At 39.5% G+C, this 22,096-nt stretch carries 20 protein-coding genes; 9 read left to right on the top strand and 11 right to left on the bottom strand.

Features of this window, described 5'->3' with window-relative positions; translation table 11 throughout:
• Positions 1–86: 86 nt before the first annotated feature.
• Both RUH60_RS03565 and uvrC read right to left on the bottom strand, forming a co-directional pair.
• Positions 87–2,291 (bottom strand): patatin-like phospholipase family protein, encoded by a 2,205-nt coding sequence (locus RUH60_RS03565; RefSeq protein WP_313805507.1) that lies wholly within the window; start codon positions 2,289–2,291, stop codon positions 87–89.
• A 1-nt stretch (position 2,292) separates the two neighbouring features.
• Positions 2,293–4,098 (bottom strand): excinuclease ABC subunit UvrC, encoded by a 1,806-nt coding sequence (uvrC, locus tag RUH60_RS03560; protein ID WP_313805505.1) that lies wholly within the window; start codon positions 4,096–4,098, stop codon positions 2,293–2,295.
• Positions 4,099–4,218: 120 nt separating this feature from the next.
• Here uvrC and RUH60_RS03555 point away from each other — a divergent pair, with 120 nt between their 5' ends.
• The 3 genes from RUH60_RS03555 to RUH60_RS03545 are packed head-to-tail and all read left to right on the top strand — an operon-like array spanning position 4,219 to position 6,003.
• Complete coding sequence (locus RUH60_RS03555) at positions 4,219–5,193, top strand: succinylglutamate desuccinylase/aspartoacylase family protein (RefSeq protein ID WP_313805503.1); 975 nt, start codon at positions 4,219–4,221, stop codon at positions 5,191–5,193.
• Positions 5,186–5,758, top strand: coding sequence for a 5-formyltetrahydrofolate cyclo-ligase (locus RUH60_RS03550; RefSeq protein WP_313805501.1), 573 nt, complete (start codon positions 5,186–5,188; stop codon positions 5,756–5,758). Before RUH60_RS03555 ends, RUH60_RS03550 begins: the two co-directional genes overlap by 8 nt.
• Positions 5,759–5,778: 20 nt before the next feature.
• Positions 5,779–6,003 (top strand): hypothetical protein, encoded by a 225-nt coding sequence (locus RUH60_RS03545; RefSeq protein WP_313805499.1) that lies wholly within the window; start codon positions 5,779–5,781, stop codon positions 6,001–6,003.
• 37 nt (positions 6,004–6,040) lie between these two features.
• Here the strand turns inward: RUH60_RS03545 and RUH60_RS03540 are convergent, their stop codons facing one another.
• From RUH60_RS03540 to RUH60_RS03515, 6 genes are all read right to left on the bottom strand, one after another.
• Complete coding sequence (locus tag RUH60_RS03540) at positions 6,041–6,643, bottom strand: lipoprotein signal peptidase (RefSeq protein ID WP_313805497.1); 603 nt, start codon at positions 6,641–6,643, stop codon at positions 6,041–6,043.
• 85 nt (positions 6,644–6,728) lie between these two features.
• A complete protein-coding gene (locus tag RUH60_RS03535; RefSeq protein ID WP_237790972.1) occupies positions 6,729–7,109 on the bottom strand; it encodes a TraR/DksA family transcriptional regulator in 381 nt (126 codons plus the stop codon).
• A 7-nt stretch (positions 7,110–7,116) separates the two neighbouring features.
• Positions 7,117–10,518 carry an isoleucine--tRNA ligase gene (ileS, locus tag RUH60_RS03530; protein WP_313805491.1) on the bottom strand — a complete coding sequence of 1,134 codons (3,402 nt, stop codon included), beginning with the start codon at positions 10,516–10,518 and terminating at the stop codon, positions 7,117–7,119.
• A 128-nt stretch (positions 10,519–10,646) separates the two neighbouring features.
• Positions 10,647–12,308: a glucose/sorbosone family PQQ-dependent dehydrogenase gene (locus RUH60_RS03525; protein ID WP_313805489.1), complete on the bottom strand. Its 1,662-nt coding sequence runs from the start codon at positions 12,306–12,308 to the stop codon at positions 10,647–10,649.
• A gap of 89 nt (positions 12,309–12,397) precedes the next feature.
• Positions 12,398–13,141, bottom strand: coding sequence for a DNA repair protein RecO (recO, locus tag RUH60_RS03520; RefSeq protein ID WP_313805487.1), 744 nt, complete (start codon positions 13,139–13,141; stop codon positions 12,398–12,400).
• Positions 13,141–15,444, bottom strand: a complete 2,304-nt coding sequence (locus RUH60_RS03515; protein ID WP_313805485.1) for a T9SS type A sorting domain-containing protein — start codon at positions 15,442–15,444, stop codon at positions 13,141–13,143. Before RUH60_RS03515 ends, recO begins: the two co-directional genes overlap by 1 nt.
• A 191-nt stretch (positions 15,445–15,635) precedes the next feature.
• Here RUH60_RS03515 and RUH60_RS03510 point away from each other — a divergent pair, with 191 nt between their 5' ends.
• A complete protein-coding gene (locus RUH60_RS03510) occupies positions 15,636–16,418 on the top strand; it encodes a THC0290_0291 family protein (protein WP_313805483.1) in 783 nt (260 codons plus the stop codon).
• A gap of 49 nt (positions 16,419–16,467) precedes the next feature.
• On the opposite strand, the gene RUH60_RS03505 is transcribed toward RUH60_RS03510, so the two are convergent.
• Genes RUH60_RS03505 through RUH60_RS03495 form a run of 3 tightly spaced genes read right to left on the bottom strand, consistent with a single transcriptional unit; the run spans position 16,468 to position 18,558 of the window.
• Positions 16,468–17,610 carry a cystathionine gamma-synthase gene (locus RUH60_RS03505; protein WP_313805481.1) on the bottom strand — a complete coding sequence of 381 codons (1,143 nt, stop codon included), beginning with the start codon at positions 17,608–17,610 and terminating at the stop codon, positions 16,468–16,470.
• Positions 17,611–17,651: 41 nt separating this feature from the next.
• Positions 17,652–18,107 (bottom strand): DinB family protein, encoded by a 456-nt coding sequence (locus RUH60_RS03500; protein ID WP_313805479.1) that lies wholly within the window; start codon positions 18,105–18,107, stop codon positions 17,652–17,654.
• Between the two features lie 13 nt (positions 18,108–18,120).
• Positions 18,121–18,558, bottom strand: a complete 438-nt coding sequence (locus RUH60_RS03495) for an acyl-CoA thioesterase (protein WP_313805477.1) — start codon at positions 18,556–18,558, stop codon at positions 18,121–18,123.
• Between the two features lie 118 nt (positions 18,559–18,676).
• Between RUH60_RS03495 and RUH60_RS03490 the strand changes: the two genes are divergently transcribed.
• The 5 genes from RUH60_RS03490 to nadD all read left to right on the top strand — a co-directional run bounded on the left by RUH60_RS03490 (position 18,677) and on the right by nadD (position 22,094).
• Positions 18,677–19,027, top strand: a complete 351-nt coding sequence (locus tag RUH60_RS03490) for an arsenate reductase family protein (protein WP_313805475.1) — start codon at positions 18,677–18,679, stop codon at positions 19,025–19,027.
• On the top strand, positions 19,028–19,942 hold the full coding sequence (locus RUH60_RS03485) for a DMT family transporter (protein ID WP_313805473.1): 915 nt from the start codon (positions 19,028–19,030) through the stop codon (positions 19,940–19,942).
• 69 nt (positions 19,943–20,011) lie between these two features.
• On the top strand, positions 20,012–20,872 hold the full coding sequence (locus tag RUH60_RS03480) for a YicC/YloC family endoribonuclease (protein ID WP_313805471.1): 861 nt from the start codon (positions 20,012–20,014) through the stop codon (positions 20,870–20,872).
• Between the two features lie 68 nt (positions 20,873–20,940).
• The gene (gene gmk / locus RUH60_RS03475) at positions 20,941–21,513 is read left to right on the top strand and encodes a guanylate kinase (protein WP_313805469.1); all 573 of its coding nucleotides are present in this window, start codon (positions 20,941–20,943) and stop codon (positions 21,511–21,513) included.
• Positions 21,513–22,094, top strand: coding sequence for a nicotinate (nicotinamide) nucleotide adenylyltransferase (gene nadD, locus RUH60_RS03470; protein ID WP_313805467.1), 582 nt, complete (start codon positions 21,513–21,515; stop codon positions 22,092–22,094). Before gmk ends, nadD begins: the two co-directional genes overlap by 1 nt.
• Positions 22,095–22,096: the final 2 nt, after the last annotated feature.

Below are 22,096 nucleotides of genomic sequence, written 5' to 3'. Positions count from 1 at the left end.
CCCAAAAATAAGTTTTTTTGAAAAACATTCTCATAAAAATTACAGGAATTGAAAATAAATGCAGCCTTTTTAGCAATTTTTCAATTTTAAAACCAATATCCGACGCTAAACCAAGTGTGGTGATCGTGAGTTTCTGGCGACCAACTATGTTTAATTTCGATTGGACCGATTAAGGTTTCCATTCCATAACCGATGGCATAACCGGTGTATGATGCTTTTGGAATCCAATTATCGCCTTCAAAAATATTATTCCCAATGTTCGCAAAGTTGGCGGCTACATTGACATGGTTTTTTTTGTAAAACTCCCAATCCAAACCGACTTCTCCTTTCACATAACTGTCTCCGGAAAGACTTAAAAAATCGTAGCCGTAAAAATGTCTGAAATTGTTAATCATGCTGTACCCATAGCCACCAAGGACAAAATCGTGAAACGGAACCGTTCGCTCTCCAATAGAAAAACCACCTTCTGTTTGTAGTTTCAAACTGAACTTCTTCCAAAAGGTTTGTACAAATTCCGCATCGGCTTTGGCAATTGAAAAAGGTTCAAAATTTCCGGTATAATCGGTAGAATGAAGTATCGATTTAAAATCTCCGTAAAATTTAAATCCTTTTTTAGGGAAATACTTCTTATCCATAGAATCGAACTTCAAATATCCGTAAACCGAAAAATAGGAACTGTTTTCCAAAACCGGTGTCGTGTTTTGTAGCGTTTCAGACTCTAATCGCAAATACTTATGTTCAACTCCCGCACCTAAAAGAAAGCGCTGCGCAAAAATGGTTTGCGCGTACAATTGATTCGTCAGATCTGAAAATTCCATATTGATGGATTCGATGTTCAAATCCGTCAGAGTTACTCCGTCGGCAAAATCAGTTTTTATGTTTTTATTGAATTCACTATAACGGGAATTAAAGCCAAAACTCCAGTAAAATCCATTGTCGTAATAGTAATTGAAATTGTATCGGATGTTATCGCCCAAAATCAAATCGGCGGAAGCTACATCGTTTTTAAAAAACAATTTCTTTTGGGTTATATTCAGTAAAACGCCGCTTTTGAACAATTCATCATAATGAATTCCGAAACGCAAATAGCGGTTAATTGGGTTTTCTGTAAGATCCAAAACCAATTTGTCGGCTTCTCCTCTTTTCTCAAACGAATAGCCTATGGCGCTAAAATTTTGGGTAGAATTCAGATTGGCTAATCCTTCCGTTAATTTTTTATACGTGACTTTGGTATTCACTTTTAAGCGCATTCTTCCCAACACGTAAGCTCTAGTAAAATTGTTCAACGGATTTACAGAAACATCCGCAATGGCAATTGTATCCAATAGGGTTGTTGGAACAACCGTACGAACTTCTCTAGAACCATTGCCCAATTTGACCAATTCTTCATAAACCGCAAAAGCAGATTCTTCTCCTTTTTTAATAATTTCTTTTCCCTGATCGAATGAAATAACGGAATAACCCTTTATATCGGGTTTGATGTAAATATTGGTTTGCTCGCGCTTGGCATCCATCTTTTCAATCATGCTGAAATTGGTAATCTGCACCAAAACACCAGATGCGCCGCCTAAATTATCGCGATTTTTGAGCCCGTCCTGAACATCGACACCAATGATGATATCAGCACCCATTTTACGAACTTCTTCAATCGGATAGTTATTGGTTACGCCGCCATCAATCAATAAACGTCCGTCAATTTCAACCGGAGTGTATAACGACGGAAAAGCTCCACTGGCAATAATGGCTTGCGGTAAAATCCCTTTATTCAAGACAATCTCTTCACCAGTTTCAATATCGGTAGCAATACACACAAAAGGTATCGGCAACTGACTAAAATCGCGTTCGTAACGCACATGACTCAACAATCGGCTCAATAAATTATAGTTGTACAATCCTTTGGAAAGAGCCGTAGGAACACCGACTTTAAAATTTTTGAAAGGCAACGTAATCGCGTAAACCTCATCATTGCGTTTTTCAAAGAAACTTTTCGAAGTTCTCGGAATATAATCCTGAAGCAACGCATCGGAATCGACAGTACTGAAAATCGAATCCAACTGCTGTGCTGAATAGCCGGAAGCGTACAAACCGCCAACAATCGCTCCCATACTGGTTCCACCGATATAATCGACTTTGACTCCGGCTTCTTCCAATACTTTTAAAACTCCGATATGCGCCAACCCTTTCGCACCACCACCGCTTAAAACCACACCGATTTTAGGCTTTTTGGTCTCTTGGGCAATGGCAGAAAAAACTACGCTAAAAAATACAATCAGCAGAAAAAGCTTCTTCATTTTATGGTTTAGGATTGGTTTCCTTGTAAAATTCGACAATTTTTTTGGCTTTTGAAAGTCCTACGACGTCAGAAATTTCTTTTTCGGTCGCTTTTGATAATCTTTTAACGGATTTGAAATGTTTGATTAACGCTATCATCGTCTTTTCGCCAATGCCCGGAATCATTTCTATCGAAGTCTGTATCGCTGCTTTACTGCGTTTGTCCCGATGAAATGTAATTCCGAAACGGTGTGCTTCGTTGCGCAAATGCTGAATGGTTTTCAAGGTTTCGGATTTTTTATCCAAATACAACGGTACCGAATCTCCAGGATAATAAATCTCTTCCAAACGCTTGGCAATACCGATAATGGCGATTTTTCCGCGCAAACCTAAATCGTCTAAACTTTTTAAAGCCGAAGATAACTGCCCTTTTCCACCGTCAATAATAATCAATTGTGGCAACGGTTCGTTTTCGTCAAGTAAACGCTTATAACGTCGGTACACGACTTCTTCCATAGAAGCAAAATCATTCGGTCCTTCTACGGTTTTGATGTTAAAATGACGGTAATCTTTCTTACTCGGTTTGCCGTCTTTAAACACCACACAAGCAGCAACCGGATTGGTTCCCTGAATATTCGAGTTGTCAAAACATTCGATATGCCGCGGTTCGACAGACAAACGCAAATCTTTTTGCATCTGCGCCATAATTCTGTTGGTATGCCTGTCGGGGTCGACAATTTTTATTTGTTTCAACTGATCCAGACGGTAATATTTCGCGTTGCGTTCCGACAAATCGAGAATTTGTTTTTTATCGCCTAATTTAGGAACGGTCACTTTTATTTTGTCGCCGAAATCGAGTTCAAACGGCAGGATAATTTCTTTGGAATTCAGATGGAAACGCTCACGAAGCTCTACAACTGCCAGCTCTAACAATTCTTCGTTGGTTTCTTCTAGTTTCTTTTTGAGTTCCATCGTATGCGAACGCACAATCGCGCCGTGGGAAATCTGCAGGAAATTGACATACGCCATACTTTCATCAGATACGATTGAAAACACATCAATGTTGGAAATCTTCGGATTCAGAATAGTCGATTTCGCCTGATAGTTTTCTAAAACCTCGATTTTTTCTTTGATTTTCTGGGCTTCTTCGAACTTCATGTCTAGCGCCAAATCGGTCATCAACTTCTTAAACTCTTTCAAGCTTTCTTTGAAATTTCCCTTCAGAATTTCCCGAATCGCCTGCACTTGCTTTTCATAATTGGTAATCGATTCATGCCCTTCACACGGTCCTTTGCAATTGCCGATATGATACTCCAGACACACTTTGAATTTCCCGCTGTCGATATTCGCCTTACTCAAATCGTAATTGCAGGTTCTTAGCGGATACAGTTCTTTGACCAAATCCAGAATCGTATGCACCGTTTTAAAATTGGTATACGGCCCAAAATAATCCGAACCGTCTTTAATCATTTTTCGGGTGGAAAAAATTCGTGGAAAACGCTCGTTTTTGATGCAAATCCAAGGATAGGTTTTATCGTCACGCAGTAACACATTGTACCGTGGCTGCAAGGTTTTTATCAGATTGTTTTCCAACAACAAGGCATCGGTTTCAGTGGGAACAACAATGTGTTTAATTGCTACAATTTTACGAACCAAAACATTCGTCTTGGCATTGTCATGCACTTTATTGAAATAAGACGAAACGCGTTTTTTAAGATTTTTAGCCTTTCCGACATACAGAATTTTACCGTCTTTATCGTAATACTGATACACACCCGGATTATCGGGCAAGGTTTGGATTTGGAGTTCTAAAGCGGAAAGTGACATTGTCTGGATTGAATTCGTATCTAGTTTCAAAGTTACAAATTCCTAACACGAAAACACATTCAACTGCTAATTCCTAACACATAATTTATAATTATTACTATTTTAGCGTTTTAACCGACTATGAACTACCGCAATAACATTCTGAAAATACTCAAAGAAGAAATTCTTCCCGGAGAAAGCAAAACCATCAACATGGAAATTGCCAAACTCCACACCATGACCAAACTGAAAATTCCGATAATTGTGGAACGTTCCAAACTTCCCGGACCAACGGTTTTATTATCGGCAGGATTGCATGGCGACGAAATTAATGGGATTGAAATTGTTCGGCAGCTCATTGTGCAGAAAATCAACAAACCGAAAACCGGTACGATTATTTGTATTCCGATTATCAACGTATTCGGTTTCGTAAACCAAACTAGAGAATTTCCCGATGGTCGCGACTTGAACCGGGTCTTTCCCGGAAGCAAAACCGGGTCGTTAGCCAGTCGTTTTGCGTATTATCTGCTGAAAGAAATCATGCCGCACGTAGATTATGCGATTGATTTTCATGCCGGTGGTGCCGCGCGTTTTAATGCCGCTCAAATTCGGATTGCACCGGGAAATAATGAATTACGAGATTTGGCTTCGGTTTTCAATGCACCGTTTACGTTGTATTCCAACAATATTAGTGGTTCCTTCCGAAATTCCTGTGACAAATTAGGGGTAAAAATGTTGTTGTTTGAAGGAGGAAAGTCGATTGATATCAATCAGGAAATTACTGAACAAGGTATTGAAGGAGCGAAAAGAGTTTTGGAACATTTAAACATGCTTAACAACAGAAAAAAAGCCGTTCCTTCCGAAAAGGAAAGCATTTACATTGAAAAATCGGCTTGGATTCGCGCGCGTTACTCCGGAATGTTTCACGGTTTTACAAAAATTGGTAGTTTTGTCGAAAAAGGACAATTGCTCGCCACCATTTCCGATCCGTATGGCAAAATCGAACATAAGATGAAAGCGCCCAATTCAGGCTACATCATTAACGTGAACGAAGCGCCGATTGTGTATCAGGGCGATGCGATTTACCATATTTCCACCGAACTTGAACATGACTAAGAAAGAACTCCGCATAAAGTATAAAAACGAACGTAAAAAACTGTCGTTTGACGAAATTCAGTTCAACAGTTTGGAGATTGCCAACCTGTGCTTAGGACTTCCCATTTGGGAGAAAACCTATTTCCATTTGTTTTTACCAATTGAAGAACAACGCGAAATCAACACGGAATACATTCTCCAGATTTTAGCCGGTCGCGACAAAGAAATCGTGATTGCCAAAGCGGATTTTGAAAGCCGAAAAATGACGCATTTCCTACTGACGGACAACACCAAAATCAAGAAAAACGACTATGGCATTCCCGAACCGGTTGATGGTTTGGAAGTTCCAGTCTCTAAAATTGACGTGGTTTTTGTTCCTTTATTAGCTTTTGACCAAAAAGGACATCGCGTAGGTTACGGAAAAGGTTTTTACGATCTTTTTTTAGCAGAATGCAAGCCTGATGTGATAAAAATTGGGCTTTCCTATTTTAATCCTGAAGCGGTGATTTCAGACATAGATGGTCATGACATAAAACTTGATTTTTGTATAACTCCTGATGGGATTTACGAATTTAATGTATCTTAGTGTATCCAAAATCAAAAACTATGAGAAACCCTAAATCATACAAATTTGCCTTGAGCATTTTATTTATTGCGTCTGTATTGTCTGCAAGCAGTTGTAAATCAAGAAGCGGTAGCGTAGGTGTTGGCGTAGGCGGCTCTACTAGTAAAACATCGACAACTTCTTCTAAAAAACTGCCACCAGGACAAGCGAAAAAAATATACGGAGGGAAAAGCGCTAAAAAATACGCTCCGGGACAAAACAAATAAAAAAAGACCTCAAAATGAGGTCTTCTCTTTTATAAACTTATTTGCTATTTGCAAAGGCTTTTTTGTTAAAGACAATTAGGATTCCCACTCCGGTAGAAATCGCCACATCGGCTACGTTAAAAATCGCATTGAAAAACGTAAAACGTTCTCCACCCCAGATTGGAAACCAAGAAGGAAACTGCCCATCTTCAATAATCGGAAAATAGAACATGTCTACTACTTTTCCGTGAAACCATTGGCCGTAAGGTTCATTACTGAATAAAGTGGCTACTTGTCCGTAACTGTCGTTAAAAATTCTTCCGTAGAAAACCGAATCTAAAATATTGCCCACCGCACCGGCTAAAATCAAAGCCACGGCAACAATCAGGTAATTGGAGGAATGTTTTTTCACCGCATCCCACAACCAATACGCAATTCCGCCAACCGCTACAATTCGGAAGCTGGTCAATAGTAATTTTCCGAAAGCTCCAGGAATTTCAGCACCCCAAGCCATTCCAGAATTTTCAATAAAATGAATGCGGAACCAATTGAACACATAGACTTCTTCGTCCAATTCAAAATTGGTTTTGATGTATATTTTTGAAATCTGATCGACAATCAGAATCAGAATGACCAATAAATAGGCTTTCTTTAACGACATTACTATGAATTTGAGAACAAAAGTAAACTATTTACCCAAAATAAAAAACGCCCCAAATGGAGCGTTTAGTAAAATTTTGAAAAGATTAACGTTGCAGGTTCTTCGCTTCGATGCTCATTGTGGCATGCGGAACCAGTTTCAGTCTTTCTTTATTGATTAATTTTCCAGTCACTTTACAAATTCCGTACGTTTTGTTTTCAATGCGGATTAACGCATTTTTCAAATCACGGATGAATTTTTCCTGACGAATGGCAAGCTGCGAATTGGCTTCTTTACTCATAGTTTCGCTTCCTTCTTCGAAAGCTTTGAACGTTGGCGACGTATCGTCGGTTCCGTTGTTCAAGTCGTTCAGGTAAGCACTTTTTATCAAGTCCAAATCATTCTTCGCTTTTTCCAGTTTCTTCTGAATCAATTCTTTGAATTCCGCTAAATCCGCGTCGGAATATCTTATTTGTTCATCCACCATAATTTCTTCATTTTGAAATTAATATTCTTGTTTTTAGGTCATCAAACTCAATTTCCGTACCATTTTCGATACGGTCTGTAAAAACAAGCTCTTCCGTTAGGGTTTCCGATTTAATGTATGCTTCGTTATCGTTTACGGCTTCCTGAATGATACCGTCGTGTTGCATTGTCACTTTAATCTTGTCCGTTACTTCAAAACCTGAATCTTTGCGGATATTCTGAATTCGGTTGACCAACTCTCTGGCGATTCCTTCTTTGCGTAAGGCATCGTTTATTGTGATGTCGAGTGCCACTGTTATTCCGCCGGAATTGGCTACCAACCAACCTTCAATATCCTGTGAAGAAATCTCCACATCTTCAGTTGTTAAAGTAACACTATTTCCGGAAATAACAATACTTATTTCGCCCTCTCGCTCTAATTTATTTATCTGTTCCTGACCGAAGTTTTGTATCTCTTTGGAAATCAAGCCCATGTCTTTACCGAAGCGGGGTCCCAAAGTTTTAAAATTCGGTTTAATTTGTTTAACCAATACTCCTGAAGCGTCGTCTAACAACTCTACTTCTTTTACGTTTACCTCAGCTTTGATAAGGTCGGACACTGCTTCAATTTCAGCACGCTGAACTTCGTCAAGTACCGGAATCATTACCTTTTGCAGTGGTTGACGTACCTTAATCATCTCCTTTTTACGAAGTGATAAAACTAGTGACGAAACCGTTTGCGCCTTCAACATTTTGCTTTCCAGCGATTTATCAACAAAATTGTGAACAAATTGCGGGAATTTCGCCAAGTGAATACTTTCAAAACTTTCCTTATTTGTCGCGGCATTCAAGTCTTTATACAAGCGATCCATGAAGAACGGAGCAATCGGTGCCGATAATTTCGCAACCGTTTCTAAACACGTATACAACGTCTGATAGGCCGCAATCTTGTCCGTTCCGTACTCGCCTTTCCAGAATCTGCGACGGCACAAACGCACGTACCAGTTACTCAAATTCTCCTGTACAAAATCGGAAATGGCTCTGGCTGCTTTGGTCGGTTCATATTCTGCATAAGCTTCATCAACGGTTTGAATTAAGGTATGTAATTCCGATAAAATCCAACGGTCGATTTCCGGTCTTTCGTTAAGCGGCACTTCGGCTTCACTGTATGTAAATCCGTCAATGTTGGCATATAACGCAAAGAACGAATAGGTATTATATAAAGTTCCGAAGAATTTACGACGAACTTCTGCCACACCTTCGATGTCAAATTTCAAGTTGTCCCAAGGATTCGCATTGGCAATCATGTACCAACGCGTCGCATCCGGACCGTATTCTTTTAAGGTTTCGAACGGATCTACTGCATTTCCTAGACGTTTGGACATTTTCTGTCCATTTTTGTCTAGCACCAAACCATTGGAAACTACGTTTTTATACGCCACTTGGTCGAAAACTAAAGTTCCGATAGCGTGCAACGTATAGAACCAACCGCGAGTCTGGTCTACTCCTTCTGCGATGAAGTCCGCAGGGAACGATTTATGACCATCAATCAAGTCTTTATTTTCAAACGGATAGTGCCATTGTGCATAAGGCATCGCTCCTGAATCAAACCAAACATCGATCAAATCTGTCTCACGTTTCATTGGTTTTCCTGAAGCCGATACTAAAACGATGTTATCAACTACATTTTTGTGTAAATCCACTAAATCATAGTTCGACTCGTCCATGTTGCCGATTACGAAACCTTTGAACGGATTTTCGGTCATGAAACCAGCGGTAATCGCATTTTCAATTTCGTTGTACAATTCTTCCACCGAACCGATACAAACCGTTTCAGTTCCTTCATCGTTTCTCCATAATGGCAACGGAATTCCCCAATAACGCGAACGCGATAAATTCCAGTCGTTGGCATTTTTCAGCCAATTTCCGAAACGACCTTCTCCGGTTGCTTTTGGCTTCCAGTTGATAGTTTCGTTCAAATCGAACATGCGGTCTTTTACTTCCGTCACCTTGATGAACCAAGAATCTAACGGGTAGTATAAAATCGGCTTGTCGGTTCTCCAGCAATGTGGATAACTGTGGACATATTTCTCAACCTTAAAGGCTTTGTTTTCTTCTTTTAATAAAATCGCGATTTCAACGTCTACTGATTTCTCCGGCGCTTCACCGTCGTTGTAGTATTCGTTTTTCACGTATTTGCCTCCGAAATCACCTAATTGTGCAACGAATTTTCCTTGTAAATCCACTAAAGGAACAGGATTTCCGTTTTCGTCCAACACTAACATTGGCGGAACTTCTGGCGTAGCTTCTTTGGCTACTTTAGCATCATCAGCTCCGAAAGTTGGTGCAGTGTGCACGATACCGGTTCCATCTTCCGTAGTAACGAAATCTCCTGAAATTACTCGGAAAGCATTTTCTGGCGTTTGGTACGGTAAAGCCCAAGGCAATAATTGTTCATATTTAATTCCTACTAAATCGGCTCCTTTTGCTTCGGTTAGGACTTGGTATGGAATCTTTTTATCATCAGATTTGTAATTCGTAAAATCATCTTCCGATTCAGCTACAAAATATTTTCCGACAAATTGTTTTCCAACTAACGGTTTAGCAAGAATCACATTGATTGGCTCGAAAGTATACTGATTGAAGGTTTTTACTAAAGCATAATCGATTTTTGGTCCGACCGTTAAAGCGGTATTAGAAGGCAACGTCCAAGGCGTAGTCGTCCAAGCTAAAAAATGAATTGTTCCAAAACCTTGTAAAAAGCTCGGCAATGTTTCTTCTTTGGCTTTAAACTGTGCTACAATCGTCGTATCAGTAACATCTCGGTACGAACCTGGCTGATTCACTTCGTGCGACGACAAACCCGTTCCTGCTTTTGGCGAATACGGCTGAATCGTGTAACCTTTGTATAGCAAATCTTTGTTGTAAATCTGTTTCAACAACCACCAAACCGATTCCATGTATTTGGATTTGTAGGTTACATACGGATCTTCCATATCTACCCAATAGCCCATTTTTTCGGTTAGGTCGTTCCACACGTCGGTGTAGCGCATAACGGTTCTTTTACACGCTTCGTTGTATTCGGTCACGGAAATTTTGGTTCCGATATCTTCTTTGGTGATGCCTAATTCTTTTTCGGTGCCTAATTCTACAGGTAATCCATGAGTATCCCAACCTGCTTTACGCTTAACTTGGAATCCTTTTTGAGTTTTGTAACGACAAAAAATATCTTTAATCGCACGCGCCATCACGTGGTGAATACCCGGTAAACCGTTAGCAGAAGGTGGCCCTTCAAAAAACACATACGGAGTCGCGCCCTCACGGGACGTTACGGATTGTTCAAAGACATTGTTTTTTTTCCAGAAATCAAGCACTTCAGAAGCCACGGTTGGCAAATCAAGTCCTTTGTATTCAGTGAATTTCATACTCATTTTGTCGTTTTCTAAAATCAATGCGCGAAAGTACGGAATTTTGCGTAATTCTACGTTAATACTATGACAAAATACGCACAAACACAATGTTTTAGTAAAATGCTATGCTGCTACGAAAAAGTGAACTTCTAATTGATTATCAGTTTTTTAGATTGAATTCTTCCGCCAGATGCTTCGACTTTAACCAAATACACGCCTGCAGTAAGATTTTCCACCGAAACCGTTTGGTTTAACGTCGGTTTAGAAATGGTTTTCACAACTCTTCCGTTCATATCCAACACCTTTAAACTTAAAAGCGATTGACTGCTGGTTGGTACACTAATGGTAAAATTGCTTTTTGTCTGGTTCGGAAACAATGTAAAAGCATCCGAAAAACCCACTTCTGAAACCGGCAACGTAGTCCCTGTAAATTGTACTTTCATGATGATTCCCGGATTGGCAATCGCGATGGAATTGTTGTTAGAAGGCCCGGAAGTATTCCCGCTGCTGTCCGTAATGATGTAAAACGTTATTCCATCCGGCGCAATAGCAATGTCGCGGTAGCGGTTTTGGGTGTACCACAATTCTTCAAAATCGTCGTTGGTTCCGTCAGGTTCTGGATTGGAAATTGGTAAAATCGAGTTTCCGTCAGTAGCCAAACTCGCTCGATAGATTCTTCCTCGTTTCAAGGTTGTACTCATCACCGAAGTACCCCAGCCCGGGATTAAGTTATGCTCATAAATTCGCATGCCGGAAGGCGCAACCGTTGGCCAACATACAAAACCACAACCGGATTGGAAATCGTAACTATTATCCACCGTTCCCCAAGTAGCGATTGGTGGCGAAAAATTCGAAGGAACGGCCCAACTGGATTCTAATGCCGGTGTAACGCTAGCCGGGCAATTGTGATCGGAAAAACTTCCGGAATTACAAGGAGATGCTGTTGACCAATTGCAATACGAATACGCCATATTATCATTATAGCCTGCAATATGTGGCCATCCATAATTTTTTCCACTTTCAATTACATTTAGCTCGTCATCGGATTTCGGACCGTGTTCCGAAGCGTATAATTTTCCGTTACTGCTAAAAACCAAACCTTGTGCATTGCGGTGTCCGTAAGAATACACATGACTGATCACGCCATTTAACGAAGGATTGTCAGCGGGAACCGAACCATCTAAATTAATCCGAAGAATTTTTCCCTGATAATTGGTGTAATCGGAGGCAGAAGTTGGCAAATATTGTGCTTTGATTTCGGCACAGGCGTTGGCAAACTGGTTGTTCCCCTGATCGCCAACAGAATAATACAATTTCAAATCAGGACCAATAATCAACCTGCCGGAATTATGATCGTTGCTCGCCGGAATTCCTTGTAGCAAAGTGGTTTCGCTGCTTAACGTTCCGTTGTTTGCGGTAATAGAATAGTTGAATCTTGAAATTCGAAGTTTTCGGCCACTGCTGTTATACGTATAAGCCACATAGACGAAATCGTTTCCGACGCCTTGCCCCAATTGTGGATGCAGAATCATCCCCATTAGACCATCTTGTCCAGCCGTGGAATAGACTGATGCAATGTCTACCAATAAATCTTGAGCGCCGCTTGTGGGATTAAAACGGGAGATTTCACCGTTGGACCGTTCGGTGATCCAGAGATAATTGTCGGGGCCGTAAAGTATCGTATACGGATTGTTCAGTAAATTGTTCGGACCGACTTGGCTAATCGCCCAATCGTCGCTCGGGTTAGGATCTGTAAGCTGTGCAAAAGCACTCGTGGTAACCAACAACAAATAAAGTACTCTTTTCATCATACGCATTTGGATTTAAGGTTAATCAGAACAATAGCAATACATACAACTTGTATGGCAACAGAAGAACATCCCGATTTTAATCTACTGTTTTAGATGCAGATAAAACCGATTGTAACAAATATAACAAAAATTTCTTTCAGTACTTCGAGGGATTTGGGTCTTTTAAACCCCGGCAAATGAATGGTATAATAATCCAGTAGTGATTTCAGTAAAATGTTGCGTTCTGATTTGTTGAAAATCTTTTGCTCACTATCAAACTTCAACACAAGCAATTTTTTAAACAATTGAGTTTCCACATCAGAAAGACAACTCATCCCGTGAAACTGTGAAAAAACACCCTCGTTCAGTTCAAAAAAAGGCAATTCAACATCAGTAACATCGGGATAAAATCCTAAAAATTTGCTTGTTTCTAGCAGCAAAATTAAATGGAAATTAGCCACTTCTTCATGCGTATCGAGCCAAAGCAAAGCCGTTTCCAAAAAAGTGAACAATTCCTGATTTTTCTCTTCTTCCTTAATACTGTGATGCAAGACTTCGGATAAGAAAATAACAATCGTGCTTTTTACAACATCTTGACTGATGGAATGATACGGAAACGCCAGCCGAATTTCCTTAAAATACTCCAACGTTCCTTTGTTTTTGTTGTTGGCTTCTATTTCTAAAATTGACAAAGGTTGGAAATACGCAATTTTCTGATTGGATTTTCTAGAGGAAAAAGCACTCGGTACAAAATAGGATTTGAGTCCGTCGGATTTGGTAAAACACTTCACTATCAGTGATTTTTCCTGATATTTCAGCGCACTTAAAACAATCGCTTTGGTCTTAACGAGCATTAGCGAACTACCATTACTTTTTTAACGGCAGTTTCGGTTCCGTCTTCCGAAGCGATGAAAATCATGTAAACGCCTGATGCCACTTTATGTTTTCCAAAAGCGCGCGTATCCCATTCGATGGTTCCGCCTTCTGAAGTGGTTTCGTAAACCAAATTTCCTTCGATATCGGTAATCTTGATGTTGGCATCGGAAATCAGTCCACTAATTTTTACGGTTCCATTATAACCCGGACGAACTGGATTTGGATAAACGTAAACATTAGCCAAGTCGTCAGCCGGCTTGGTTGCTACACCTTTAAAGGAAACCATTCCTTTATCAGTCGCAAAGAAAACTTCACCGGTAACTTCGTCAATTTCGATATCATTGATGTTGTTACTTGGTAACGGAGAGTTTTCCATCGTAAAATGGTAAATGGTTTCCTGCCCGTTTGGCGAAAGTAAAAAGGCTCCCGCTTCGGCTATGGCAACCCACTTGCGATTGGAACCATCTACGGCAATATCCCAGATACTTTGCTGATAAAACAACTCCTGCGCCAAGCCATCTTCCATAATGATAATCGAATTGGACTCTAAGCTGTCTTCATTTAAAAATCTATCAACACTTGGAATGATGCGCAAGCCGTCGAAAGTTCCTATCCATAATTGGTTGCGGTTATCGATTGCCAGACAGCGAACATCGTTAACAGGGAGATTTCCATTGCCTTCACCTTCTTTAAACAAAATGAATTTGTTTCCTAAATTTTCGTTGAAAGCAATTAAACCATTTTTAAAAGATGGAATCCATTTCGTATTGTTTTTATCGACAACTAACGATGCATAGCTGTCATCAATAGGCACAGCAGTTATGTTTTCTAAAGAGTAGGATTGCCAATTGCCATCAGACTTCAATACTTTGATAGCTCTATTAACTCTGCTGACTGTCATCCAAAGGTTGTTGTTACGATCAAAAGCAGGACCGTTAACCCTTACATCAATATAATCAGGACCAACAAAAGTTAAAGATTCCAATCCATTTGGCCCTGTATTAGACTGATTAAAAAGAGTAATATTATCATTGTCTTGACCTTCAATTTTTAACAATCCTGAAAAAAAGGAACTGGCATAAATCAAATTCTGATTCGTAGGATGCAATGCTATTCTAGAAAGTGATTTAGCACCATAAAGGTTTGAATAGGATATGTCAGACCAACCTGTCTCTTCGGTATAATGACTTATATCATATTCATCTAAAGGATACGGATCGTATTCTTGTGTATAATCCCCATAAACGGCCCACAACTTGTTTGGATTCTTTTTAACGCTCACAATGTCATTCAAGTACGGTCCGTTGGGCGTTATATTTTCAAATGCTGAAATATTATCGGCACTCACAATATGCAGTCCTTTATTTATAGTTCCAATAAAAATTTGATTGCCAATTACTGTTGCACAAGAAAAATTAGAAGAAATATCAGGTATTTGTGTAATATGAGCCAGTTGCATAAAACTATTGTCATAAACATAGACATGATTATTACTCGTTATACTTAATCTATCATTAAAGGCTTCTAAGTCAACTATTGATTGACCTACATTTATCAATTGATTAAATGATGTTCCATTGTAACGATAAACAATCGCACTCGAATTGGACGCAACCAACTCGTTTTGAAAAGTCTCGATTCCGCTCCAATATCCTGCATCAAAAACTGTCCATTGACTAAAATCCACTAAAAAAGGATTGGACAACTCTGCTCTTCGGATACCATAAATGGATGTCACGGCATAAATATAATTATTAAGAACTGTGGTTTGATACACCACAACCTCTTCTCCAGCGGGTCCAATAAAATAAGTATCTCCAAACTGATTATTGGATAAATCAAAAACACTTATTCCGTAATCACACGACAAATAAACCTTACCATCATGCTCATAAATATCATTAATTCTTTTTTTGTTTTGTGGAATAGTCTGTTTGTTTACGATGTCTACAACATTAATTATGGTTCCGTCTGTTTCGTTGATAACTATTAACAATCCGTTACTATTCCCAACCAAAGTCTTATTGAAAGCTTCGCTGTGATGCATGGCTGTTATCGTTGCAGCTTTGAATCCATCGACAGACGTAGTTGTTTTAATTTCCTCTGAATTTAAGTTTTTTGAAAACAATACATTTTCAGCTGCAGCGTAAACTTTATCTGTTCTTGGTGAAAGATCTTTTATGGCAGTATAAGAAAAATAACTCTTCCATAGCTGTTGTTGCTGTGCATGAATCAATACACTTGAAAAGAGAAACAAACAAAAAAATAAACTCTTTTTCATTCTTAAGAATCGTTTTTACAAATATATAATGAAAACCCTAGAAAACCTTTAAAATCAGATAACTCTTTTATAAGTGATTTATTTTAAACAAGAAATTTAATTTTTTTATAACACGTATTTTTTTTCTTTTTTTTTTAAAGTGAAGTATGTTTTTATATATTTGTCCGATAATGACCTAAATAGAATTGAAGATGCCCAAAAAACTTTTATTGCTTTTATTGACTTTAATTGGCAGCAGCAGTATTACCAGAGCCCAATTTGGTTTTTCTCATGAGGTTGGTGCTATTGCCGGTCCGGTAATGTTTATGTCTGATTACGGTGTTCGTCAAGACACAGAAACCAATATCGGAAATATTGGTTACGGGATAGGGCTTATTCACTATCTAAATTTCTCATACAGAGCGGAATGTAACTGTTACACTCCTGAAACGTATTTTAACGATCACTTTAAGTTAAGAACGGAGTTATCTTATAACAAAACCAATTTACAACATTTCGGTAAATGGGTAGATGATAAAAAACAAGGTCCGACAGCTCAACAATTAAGAGCCATGCGTGGAGAAGCCTCTGTTACCGATTTAGGTATGCAATTGGAATATTACCCATTGAGTATCCGTGAATTTACTGCTACTGAAGGATCTTTCGGCCCTTTTGTAAGTTTGGGTGCGCATTATTCTTTCTTTAGACCAGAAACATATTCTAAATTAGGCAGACTTGACCAACCTGGTGTATTACCAACGAAATATATTGGTGCAACATCCAATGACAGTGGTAGTACTTGGTCGGTAGTTGCATCGGTAGGTACTCGCTACAAATTAACCGAATTGTCTGACTTGATGGTTGACGTTCGTTGGCAGTACTATTTCTCTAACTGGGTTGACGGATTAAATCCTGACGAGCATCTTTTCCCTGAAAACAAAGCTAACGACTGGTTAGTTTGGTTAAACTTCGGTTACATTTATTACTTAGATTAATCTAATACATAGATATAAAAAAACCCGAGCACTGCTCGGGTTTTTCTTTTTATGCTAATGCTTGTTTTAAATCTTCAATCAAATCATCGGCATCTTCCACACCTACACTCAAACGAACCAAATCATCAGTGATTCCAATTTCTTTGCGCTTGTCTTCCGGAATGGAAGCATGAGTCATCAACGCAGGATGGTTTGCCAAAGATTCTACTCCGCCCAAAGATTCTGCCAATGTAAACACTTTCACTTTTTCTAAAAACTGAATAGCATCCGCTTTAGCTCCGGATTTAAAGGTAAAAGTTACCATTCCGCCAAAACCGGCCATTTGCTTTTTAGCAATTTCATGAAACGGATGGCTTTCTAATCCCGGATAATATACTTTATCCACTTTTGGATGGTTATTCAAAAAATCGGCTACTTTCGCACCATTTTCACAATGACGTTGTACACGCAAATGAAGTGTTTTGATTCCTCGTAACACTAAAAAGCTATCCATTGGCCCTAATGTTCCACCGGTCGCGAATTGTTTGAAGTGCAGTTCATCGCCTAATGCTTTATCTTTAATCACCAAAGCGCCGGCAATGACATCACTGTGGCCGCCTAAATATTTAGTTGCGGAATGCATTACGATATCCGCACCCAAATCCAATGGTTTTTGTAAATAAGGTGTCGCAAACGTATTGTCAACCGCAAACAGAATGTTATGTTTTTTGGTGATTTTAGCAATATCGGCAATATCGGCCAATTTCATCAATGGATTCGTCGGGGTTTCAACCCAAACCAGTTTCGTGTTCGCGTTAATCAACTTCTGAAAACCTTCCAAATCGTTCATATCTACAAAATGGAATTTGATGCCGCTGTCTTTGTACAAACGGGTAAACAAACGATAGGTTCCACCGTATAAATCGTCCATCGCGATGATTTCGTCACCTGCTTTGAACATACGCAACAAACAATCGGTTGCCGCTAATCCGGAAGCAAATGCTAAACCGCGCGCGCCGTTTTCGATAGACGCCAACGCATCTTCTAAAGCCTGACGCGTCGGATTCGCTGCTCTACTATATTCGTATTCTCCAACAGGTTGCCCCGGAGAAACCTGAGCAAAAGTCGATGTTTGAAATACCGGAGGCATTACCGCTCCAGTCACCTTTTCATGATGTTGTCCACCATGTATTACTTTGGTATTGAATTTCATAGTTTAAATTTTAAAGGGTAAAATTACGGCTTATTTCACGATTACAAAAACTTACTGATACGCATCATAATTCCAGTATGCACACCTTCGTGATAATTGTTAAACTCCATCGCTTCCTGTGCATTGCGGATATTAAAACCCGTCATGGTCGTAAAAGCGCTATAATTTTTAAAGTTCCCTTCCGAAAAATCTTTTTTGGTTTGTTCCAAAGTCGAAAAAAGCAAACTCTTGATTTGAGCGATTTCTTCTTCTGAAATAGTCGCTTCTGGTTTTGTCCCTTTTTTGTATTTCTCGACCATTTCGGCAGAAACCATCATTGGCAATCCCGATAAATTGTACACTAACATTTGTTGTACAACCACAATATGACCAATGTTCCAAATCAGGTTGTTGCTGTAACCTTCCGGAATTTTGTTTAATTGCTCTGTGGAATAATTGTCTAAAAATTTCAGCAGTATGTTTCTGCTGGATTGGTTGATGTCAAAGGAAACTTGCATATTTTTTATTGTTTTAAAGTAGTGTAAAATCTTCTGTTTTCGGAAAGGCGTTCATCACATCCTGCACAATTTGCGGCGTCGGATTGCACAATTTTCGCAACTGGGTGTCCATCCAAGCACCGTCCACACTAATGATAGCGCACAATTCGTCCTTTTCATTTTTCAGTTCGTGAACAATGGTCCAACGGGAAGCGTCGGCTTTCATCTTTCCGATTTTGGTATGGATGAAAATCTTATTTCCCAAATGAATTTCTTTGCGAAACACACATTCTTCGCGAAACAAAACCGGTCCGAAATGCTGCTCCTGCATCACACGCATGGTTAAACCGTTTTGCGACAATACTTCGATACGGTGTTGTGCGCCAAAATCGTAAAATGCACTGTGTCGCATGTGAAAATTCGGATCTAAGTCGGACCAGCGAATTGATATTTCTTTAGAAAAAGTACTCATATTTTAATAATTTGTATCAAATGTACTTAGAAATTGCATTGAAAAATTTCTGCTCAATTGAAATTAAAACTATTTTAACGAAAAGCGTATTTTTGCATCCAAACAAACCGAAACCACCATGAGGAAAATATATTTTTTAAAAACCTGCAGTACGTGTCAGCGCATTTTGAAATCGTTACCCAATTTGGATTCTTTCGAATTACAGGACATCAAAACCGAGCCGATGACCGTAAAACAAGTAGATGAAATGGCAAAAATGGCCGGTTCGTATGAGGCACTTTTCAGTAAAAGAGCCACATTGTACAAAGAAATGAGACTTAAAGACGAAAAACTAACCGAAGCCGATTTCAAACGCTACATTTTGGAACACTATACTTTTTTATCGCGCCCGGTAATCATCGCTGACGGAAAAATATTTGTTGGCAACAGCGCGAAAACCGTTCAGGCTGCCATCGAATTTTTAAGCTAAATGAAGGCCAGAACTTATGCCCTGATTGCCGCCTGGCTGGTTGCGATCATTTACGGAGTCACGTTTACCATTGCCAAAGACGTAATGCCAAAATACATTGACGCTTTTGGTTTTATTTTTCTACGGGTTGGTGGCTCGATGTTGCTTTTTTGGTTGTGTACTTTGTTTGTTAAAACCGAAAAAATTGAACGTAAAGATTTCCCGCGAATATTAGCTGCTGCTTTTTTTGGCGTGGCTTTCAACATGCTGACATTCTTCAAAGGATTAAGCTATACTTCCCCGATTATGGGAGCCGTTTTAATGGTAACCACGCCAATGATTGTACTGGTTTTATCCGCCATCATCATGAAAGAAAGGATGGAAAACCGAAAAATTCTTGGTATTTTATTAGGCTTGGCCGGAACCATGACTTTGATTTTATACGGAAAATCGATGGTGAACGCGCCCAACGCCAGTTTAGGAAATTTACTGGTTTTCGTCAATGCGGTTTCCTATGGCTTCTACCTGATTTTGGTGAAGAAACTGATGGACAAATACAACGCCTTATCGTTTGTGAAATGGATTTACCTTTTCGGATTTTTGATGGTGATTCCGTTTGGTTGGGGTAAATTTCAGGCTGTCGATTGGGGATTAGTTCCGACATCGGCATATTTAAAAATTGGCTTTGTCGTAGTAGTTTCCACCTTTTTGACCTATTTACTGAATTTATTATCGATGCGCGAGCTCAAACCGACCACCGTAGCCGTTTTCATTTACCTGCAACCGCTTTTCGCCTCTATTTTTGCCATCGGCTTGGGGAAAGATTCCTTGAGTTGGGTAAAAATCGGTTCGGCAATTTTGATTTTCATCGGAGTGTATTTGGTAACCCAAAAGAAAAGCAATAAACCACAAGAATCGGTTTCAGAAGAACAATAAATCTGAAAACTGCGACTGCGACTGCAAACTAATTTCTTTTCCTTATCTTTGAAACCTAGTTAAAAGCGTATGATACAATCGATGACCGGCTTCGGAAAAGCCACATTGCAACTGCCCACCAAAAAAATCACCGTAGAAGTTAAATCCTTAAACAGCAAAGGCTTAGACCTGAACGTTCGCATGCCTTCGGTATATCGTGAAATGGAATTGGGACTGCGTAATCAGATTTCCCAAAGCCTGGAACGCGGTAAAGTAGATTTTTCGTTGTATGTGGAAATCACCGGAGAAGAAACCTCATCGAAAGTAAACGCGCCAATCGTAAAAGGCTACATCGCTCAAATGCGTGCCATTTTACCATCAGCGGACGAAACCGAATTAATGAAAATGGCCGTTCGCATGCCGGATTCGTTAAAAACGGAACGCGACGAAATCGACGAAACGGAGTGGAAACAAATTCAGAAAACCATTGCGGAAGCGCTGCAGAATATCAATCAGTTCCGTAATGATGAAGGTGCTTCGTTGGAAAAAGAATTTCAGCTGCGCATTGCTAACATTCGTTCGTACATGAATCAAGCGTTGGAATTGGATCCGGAACGCATCGCCAACATCAAAAACAAATTGCAAACCGCTATTGACGAACTGAAAGTGAACGTTGACGAAAATCGTTTCGAGCAGGAATTAATCTACTATTTGGAAAAACTAGACATCACCGAAGAAAAAGTGCGTCTAACCAACCATTTGGATTACTTTCTGGAAACTTTAAACGGAAGCGAAGCCAACGGTAGAAAACTTGGGTTCATCACACAGGAAATGGGGCGTGAAATCAACACGATGGGTTCTAAATCGAATCATGCAGGAATGCAGAAATTGGTCGTTCAGATGAAAGACGAATTGGAGAAAATCAAAGAACAGGTTTTGAACGTTTTATAATCGGTTCTAAAAAATACAAACACACAACCTAGCTAAAAGCTAATTGCTGACAGCTAAAAGCTTACACCATGAAAAAAGGAAAATTAATCGTATTCTCGGCGCCATCCGGTTCGGGAAAAACCACTATAGTTCGCCATTTATTAGGAAAAGAAAATTTAAACCTGGAGTTCTCCATTTCAGCTGCTACTCGGGCACCACGCGGGGAAGAAGTAAGTGGAAAAGACTACTATTTCATGTCGATTGAAGACTTCAAAAAACACATCAAAGCGGAAGATTTTGTGGAATGGGAAGAAGTGTACCGCGACAATTTCTACGGCACTTTAAAAAGCGAAGTGGAACGCATTTGGGCCTTAGGCAAAAACGTAATTTTCGATATTGACGTAGCCGGTGGTTTGCGTATCAAATCCAAATTTCCGGAAGAAACTTTAGCCGTTTTTGTTAAACCGCCGAGTGTGGATGAATTGAAACGCCGCTTAAAAGAGCGCTCTACCGAAAGCGAAGACAAAATCAATATGCGTATTGCCAAAGCCCACGTGGAATTGGCTACAGCACCGCAATTTGACACGATTATCAAAAATTACGATTTGGATATTGCCAAAGAAGAAGCCTATCAATTGGTGAAAGATTTTATAAACAACTAATGAAAATCGGACTCTATTTCGGAACCTTCAACCCCATTCACATTGGGCACTTAATTATCGCCAACCACATGGCAGAGCATTCCGATTTGGATCAAATTTGGATGGTCGTTACGCCGCACAATCCGCACAAACAAAAAACTTCGTTATTGGACGATTACCACCGTTTGCACATGGTGCATCTGGCCGCGGAAGATTATCCAAAAATCAAACCGTCCGATATTGAATTCAAACTACCGCAACCGAATTATACGGTTAATACCTTAGCGCATTTGCAGGAAAAATATCCTTCGTATGAATTTGCGCTTATCATGGGCGAAGACAACCTGAATTCACTGCACAAGTGGAAAAACTACGAAGTAATTCTGCAAAATCATAGTGTTTATGTGTATCCGAGAGTGGCTTCTGGGGAAATTGACGCGCAGTTTATCAACCATCCTAAAATTTACAGGGTTGGTGCTCCGATTTTGGAATTATCGTCTACTTTCATCCGCGAAAGCCTCAAAAACCATAAAAACATAAGGCCGATGTTGCCCGCTAAAGTTTGGGACTACATCGACCATAATTTGTTTTATACAAAGTAATT

Source organism: Flavobacterium sp. (genome assembly GCF_032153895.1).
GTDB lineage: Bacteria > Bacteroidota > Bacteroidia > Flavobacteriales > Flavobacteriaceae > Flavobacterium.
The sequence above is the reverse complement of the archived record's forward strand: the minus strand, read 5'-3'. Positions and strand labels throughout refer to the sequence as shown.

Bases quoted from the DNA above. Each gene is read 5' to 3' on its own strand.
- RUH60_RS03490 (WP_313805475.1), top strand. From the start codon at position 18,677: ATGAGGAAAATATATTTTTTAAAAACCTGCAGTACGTGTCAGCGCATT.
- RUH60_RS03480 (WP_313805471.1), top strand. From the start codon at position 20,012: ATGATACAATCGATGACCGGCTTCGGAAAAGCCACATTGCAACTGCCC.
- ileS (WP_313805491.1), bottom strand. From the start codon at position 10,518: ATGAGTATGAAATTCACTGAATACAAAGGACTTGATTTGCCAACCGTG.
- RUH60_RS03495 (WP_313805477.1), bottom strand. From the start codon at position 18,558: ATGAGTACTTTTTCTAAAGAAATATCAATTCGCTGGTCCGACTTAGAT.
- uvrC (WP_313805505.1), bottom strand. From the start codon at position 4,098: ATGTCACTTTCCGCTTTAGAACTCCAAATCCAAACCTTGCCCGATAAT.
- RUH60_RS03525 (WP_313805489.1), bottom strand. From the start codon at position 12,308: ATGATGAAAAGAGTACTTTATTTGTTGTTGGTTACCACGAGTGCTTTT.
- RUH60_RS03565 (WP_313805507.1), bottom strand. From the start codon at position 2,291: ATGAAGAAGCTTTTTCTGCTGATTGTATTTTTTAGCGTAGTTTTTTCT.
- RUH60_RS03555 (WP_313805503.1), top strand. From the start codon at position 4,219: ATGAACTACCGCAATAACATTCTGAAAATACTCAAAGAAGAAATTCTT.
- RUH60_RS03485 (WP_313805473.1), top strand. From the start codon at position 19,028: ATGAAGGCCAGAACTTATGCCCTGATTGCCGCCTGGCTGGTTGCGATC.
- RUH60_RS03500 (WP_313805479.1), bottom strand. From the start codon at position 18,107: ATGCAAGTTTCCTTTGACATCAACCAATCCAGCAGAAACATACTGCTG.
- RUH60_RS03550 (WP_313805501.1), top strand. From the start codon at position 5,186: ATGACTAAGAAAGAACTCCGCATAAAGTATAAAAACGAACGTAAAAAA.
- RUH60_RS03505 (WP_313805481.1), bottom strand. From the start codon at position 17,610: ATGAAATTCAATACCAAAGTAATACATGGTGGACAACATCATGAAAAG.
- RUH60_RS03540 (WP_313805497.1), bottom strand. From the start codon at position 6,643: ATGTCGTTAAAGAAAGCCTATTTATTGGTCATTCTGATTCTGATTGTC.
- nadD (WP_313805467.1), top strand. From the start codon at position 21,513: ATGAAAATCGGACTCTATTTCGGAACCTTCAACCCCATTCACATTGGG.
- gmk (WP_313805469.1), top strand. From the start codon at position 20,941: ATGAAAAAAGGAAAATTAATCGTATTCTCGGCGCCATCCGGTTCGGGA.
- RUH60_RS03535 (WP_237790972.1), bottom strand. From the start codon at position 7,109: ATGGTGGATGAACAAATAAGATATTCCGACGCGGATTTAGCGGAATTC.
- recO (WP_313805487.1), bottom strand. From the start codon at position 13,141: ATGCTCGTTAAGACCAAAGCGATTGTTTTAAGTGCGCTGAAATATCAG.
- RUH60_RS03510 (WP_313805483.1), top strand. From the start codon at position 15,636: ATGCCCAAAAAACTTTTATTGCTTTTATTGACTTTAATTGGCAGCAGC.
- RUH60_RS03515 (WP_313805485.1), bottom strand. From the start codon at position 15,444: ATGAAAAAGAGTTTATTTTTTTGTTTGTTTCTCTTTTCAAGTGTATTG.
- RUH60_RS03545 (WP_313805499.1), top strand. From the start codon at position 5,779: ATGAGAAACCCTAAATCATACAAATTTGCCTTGAGCATTTTATTTATT.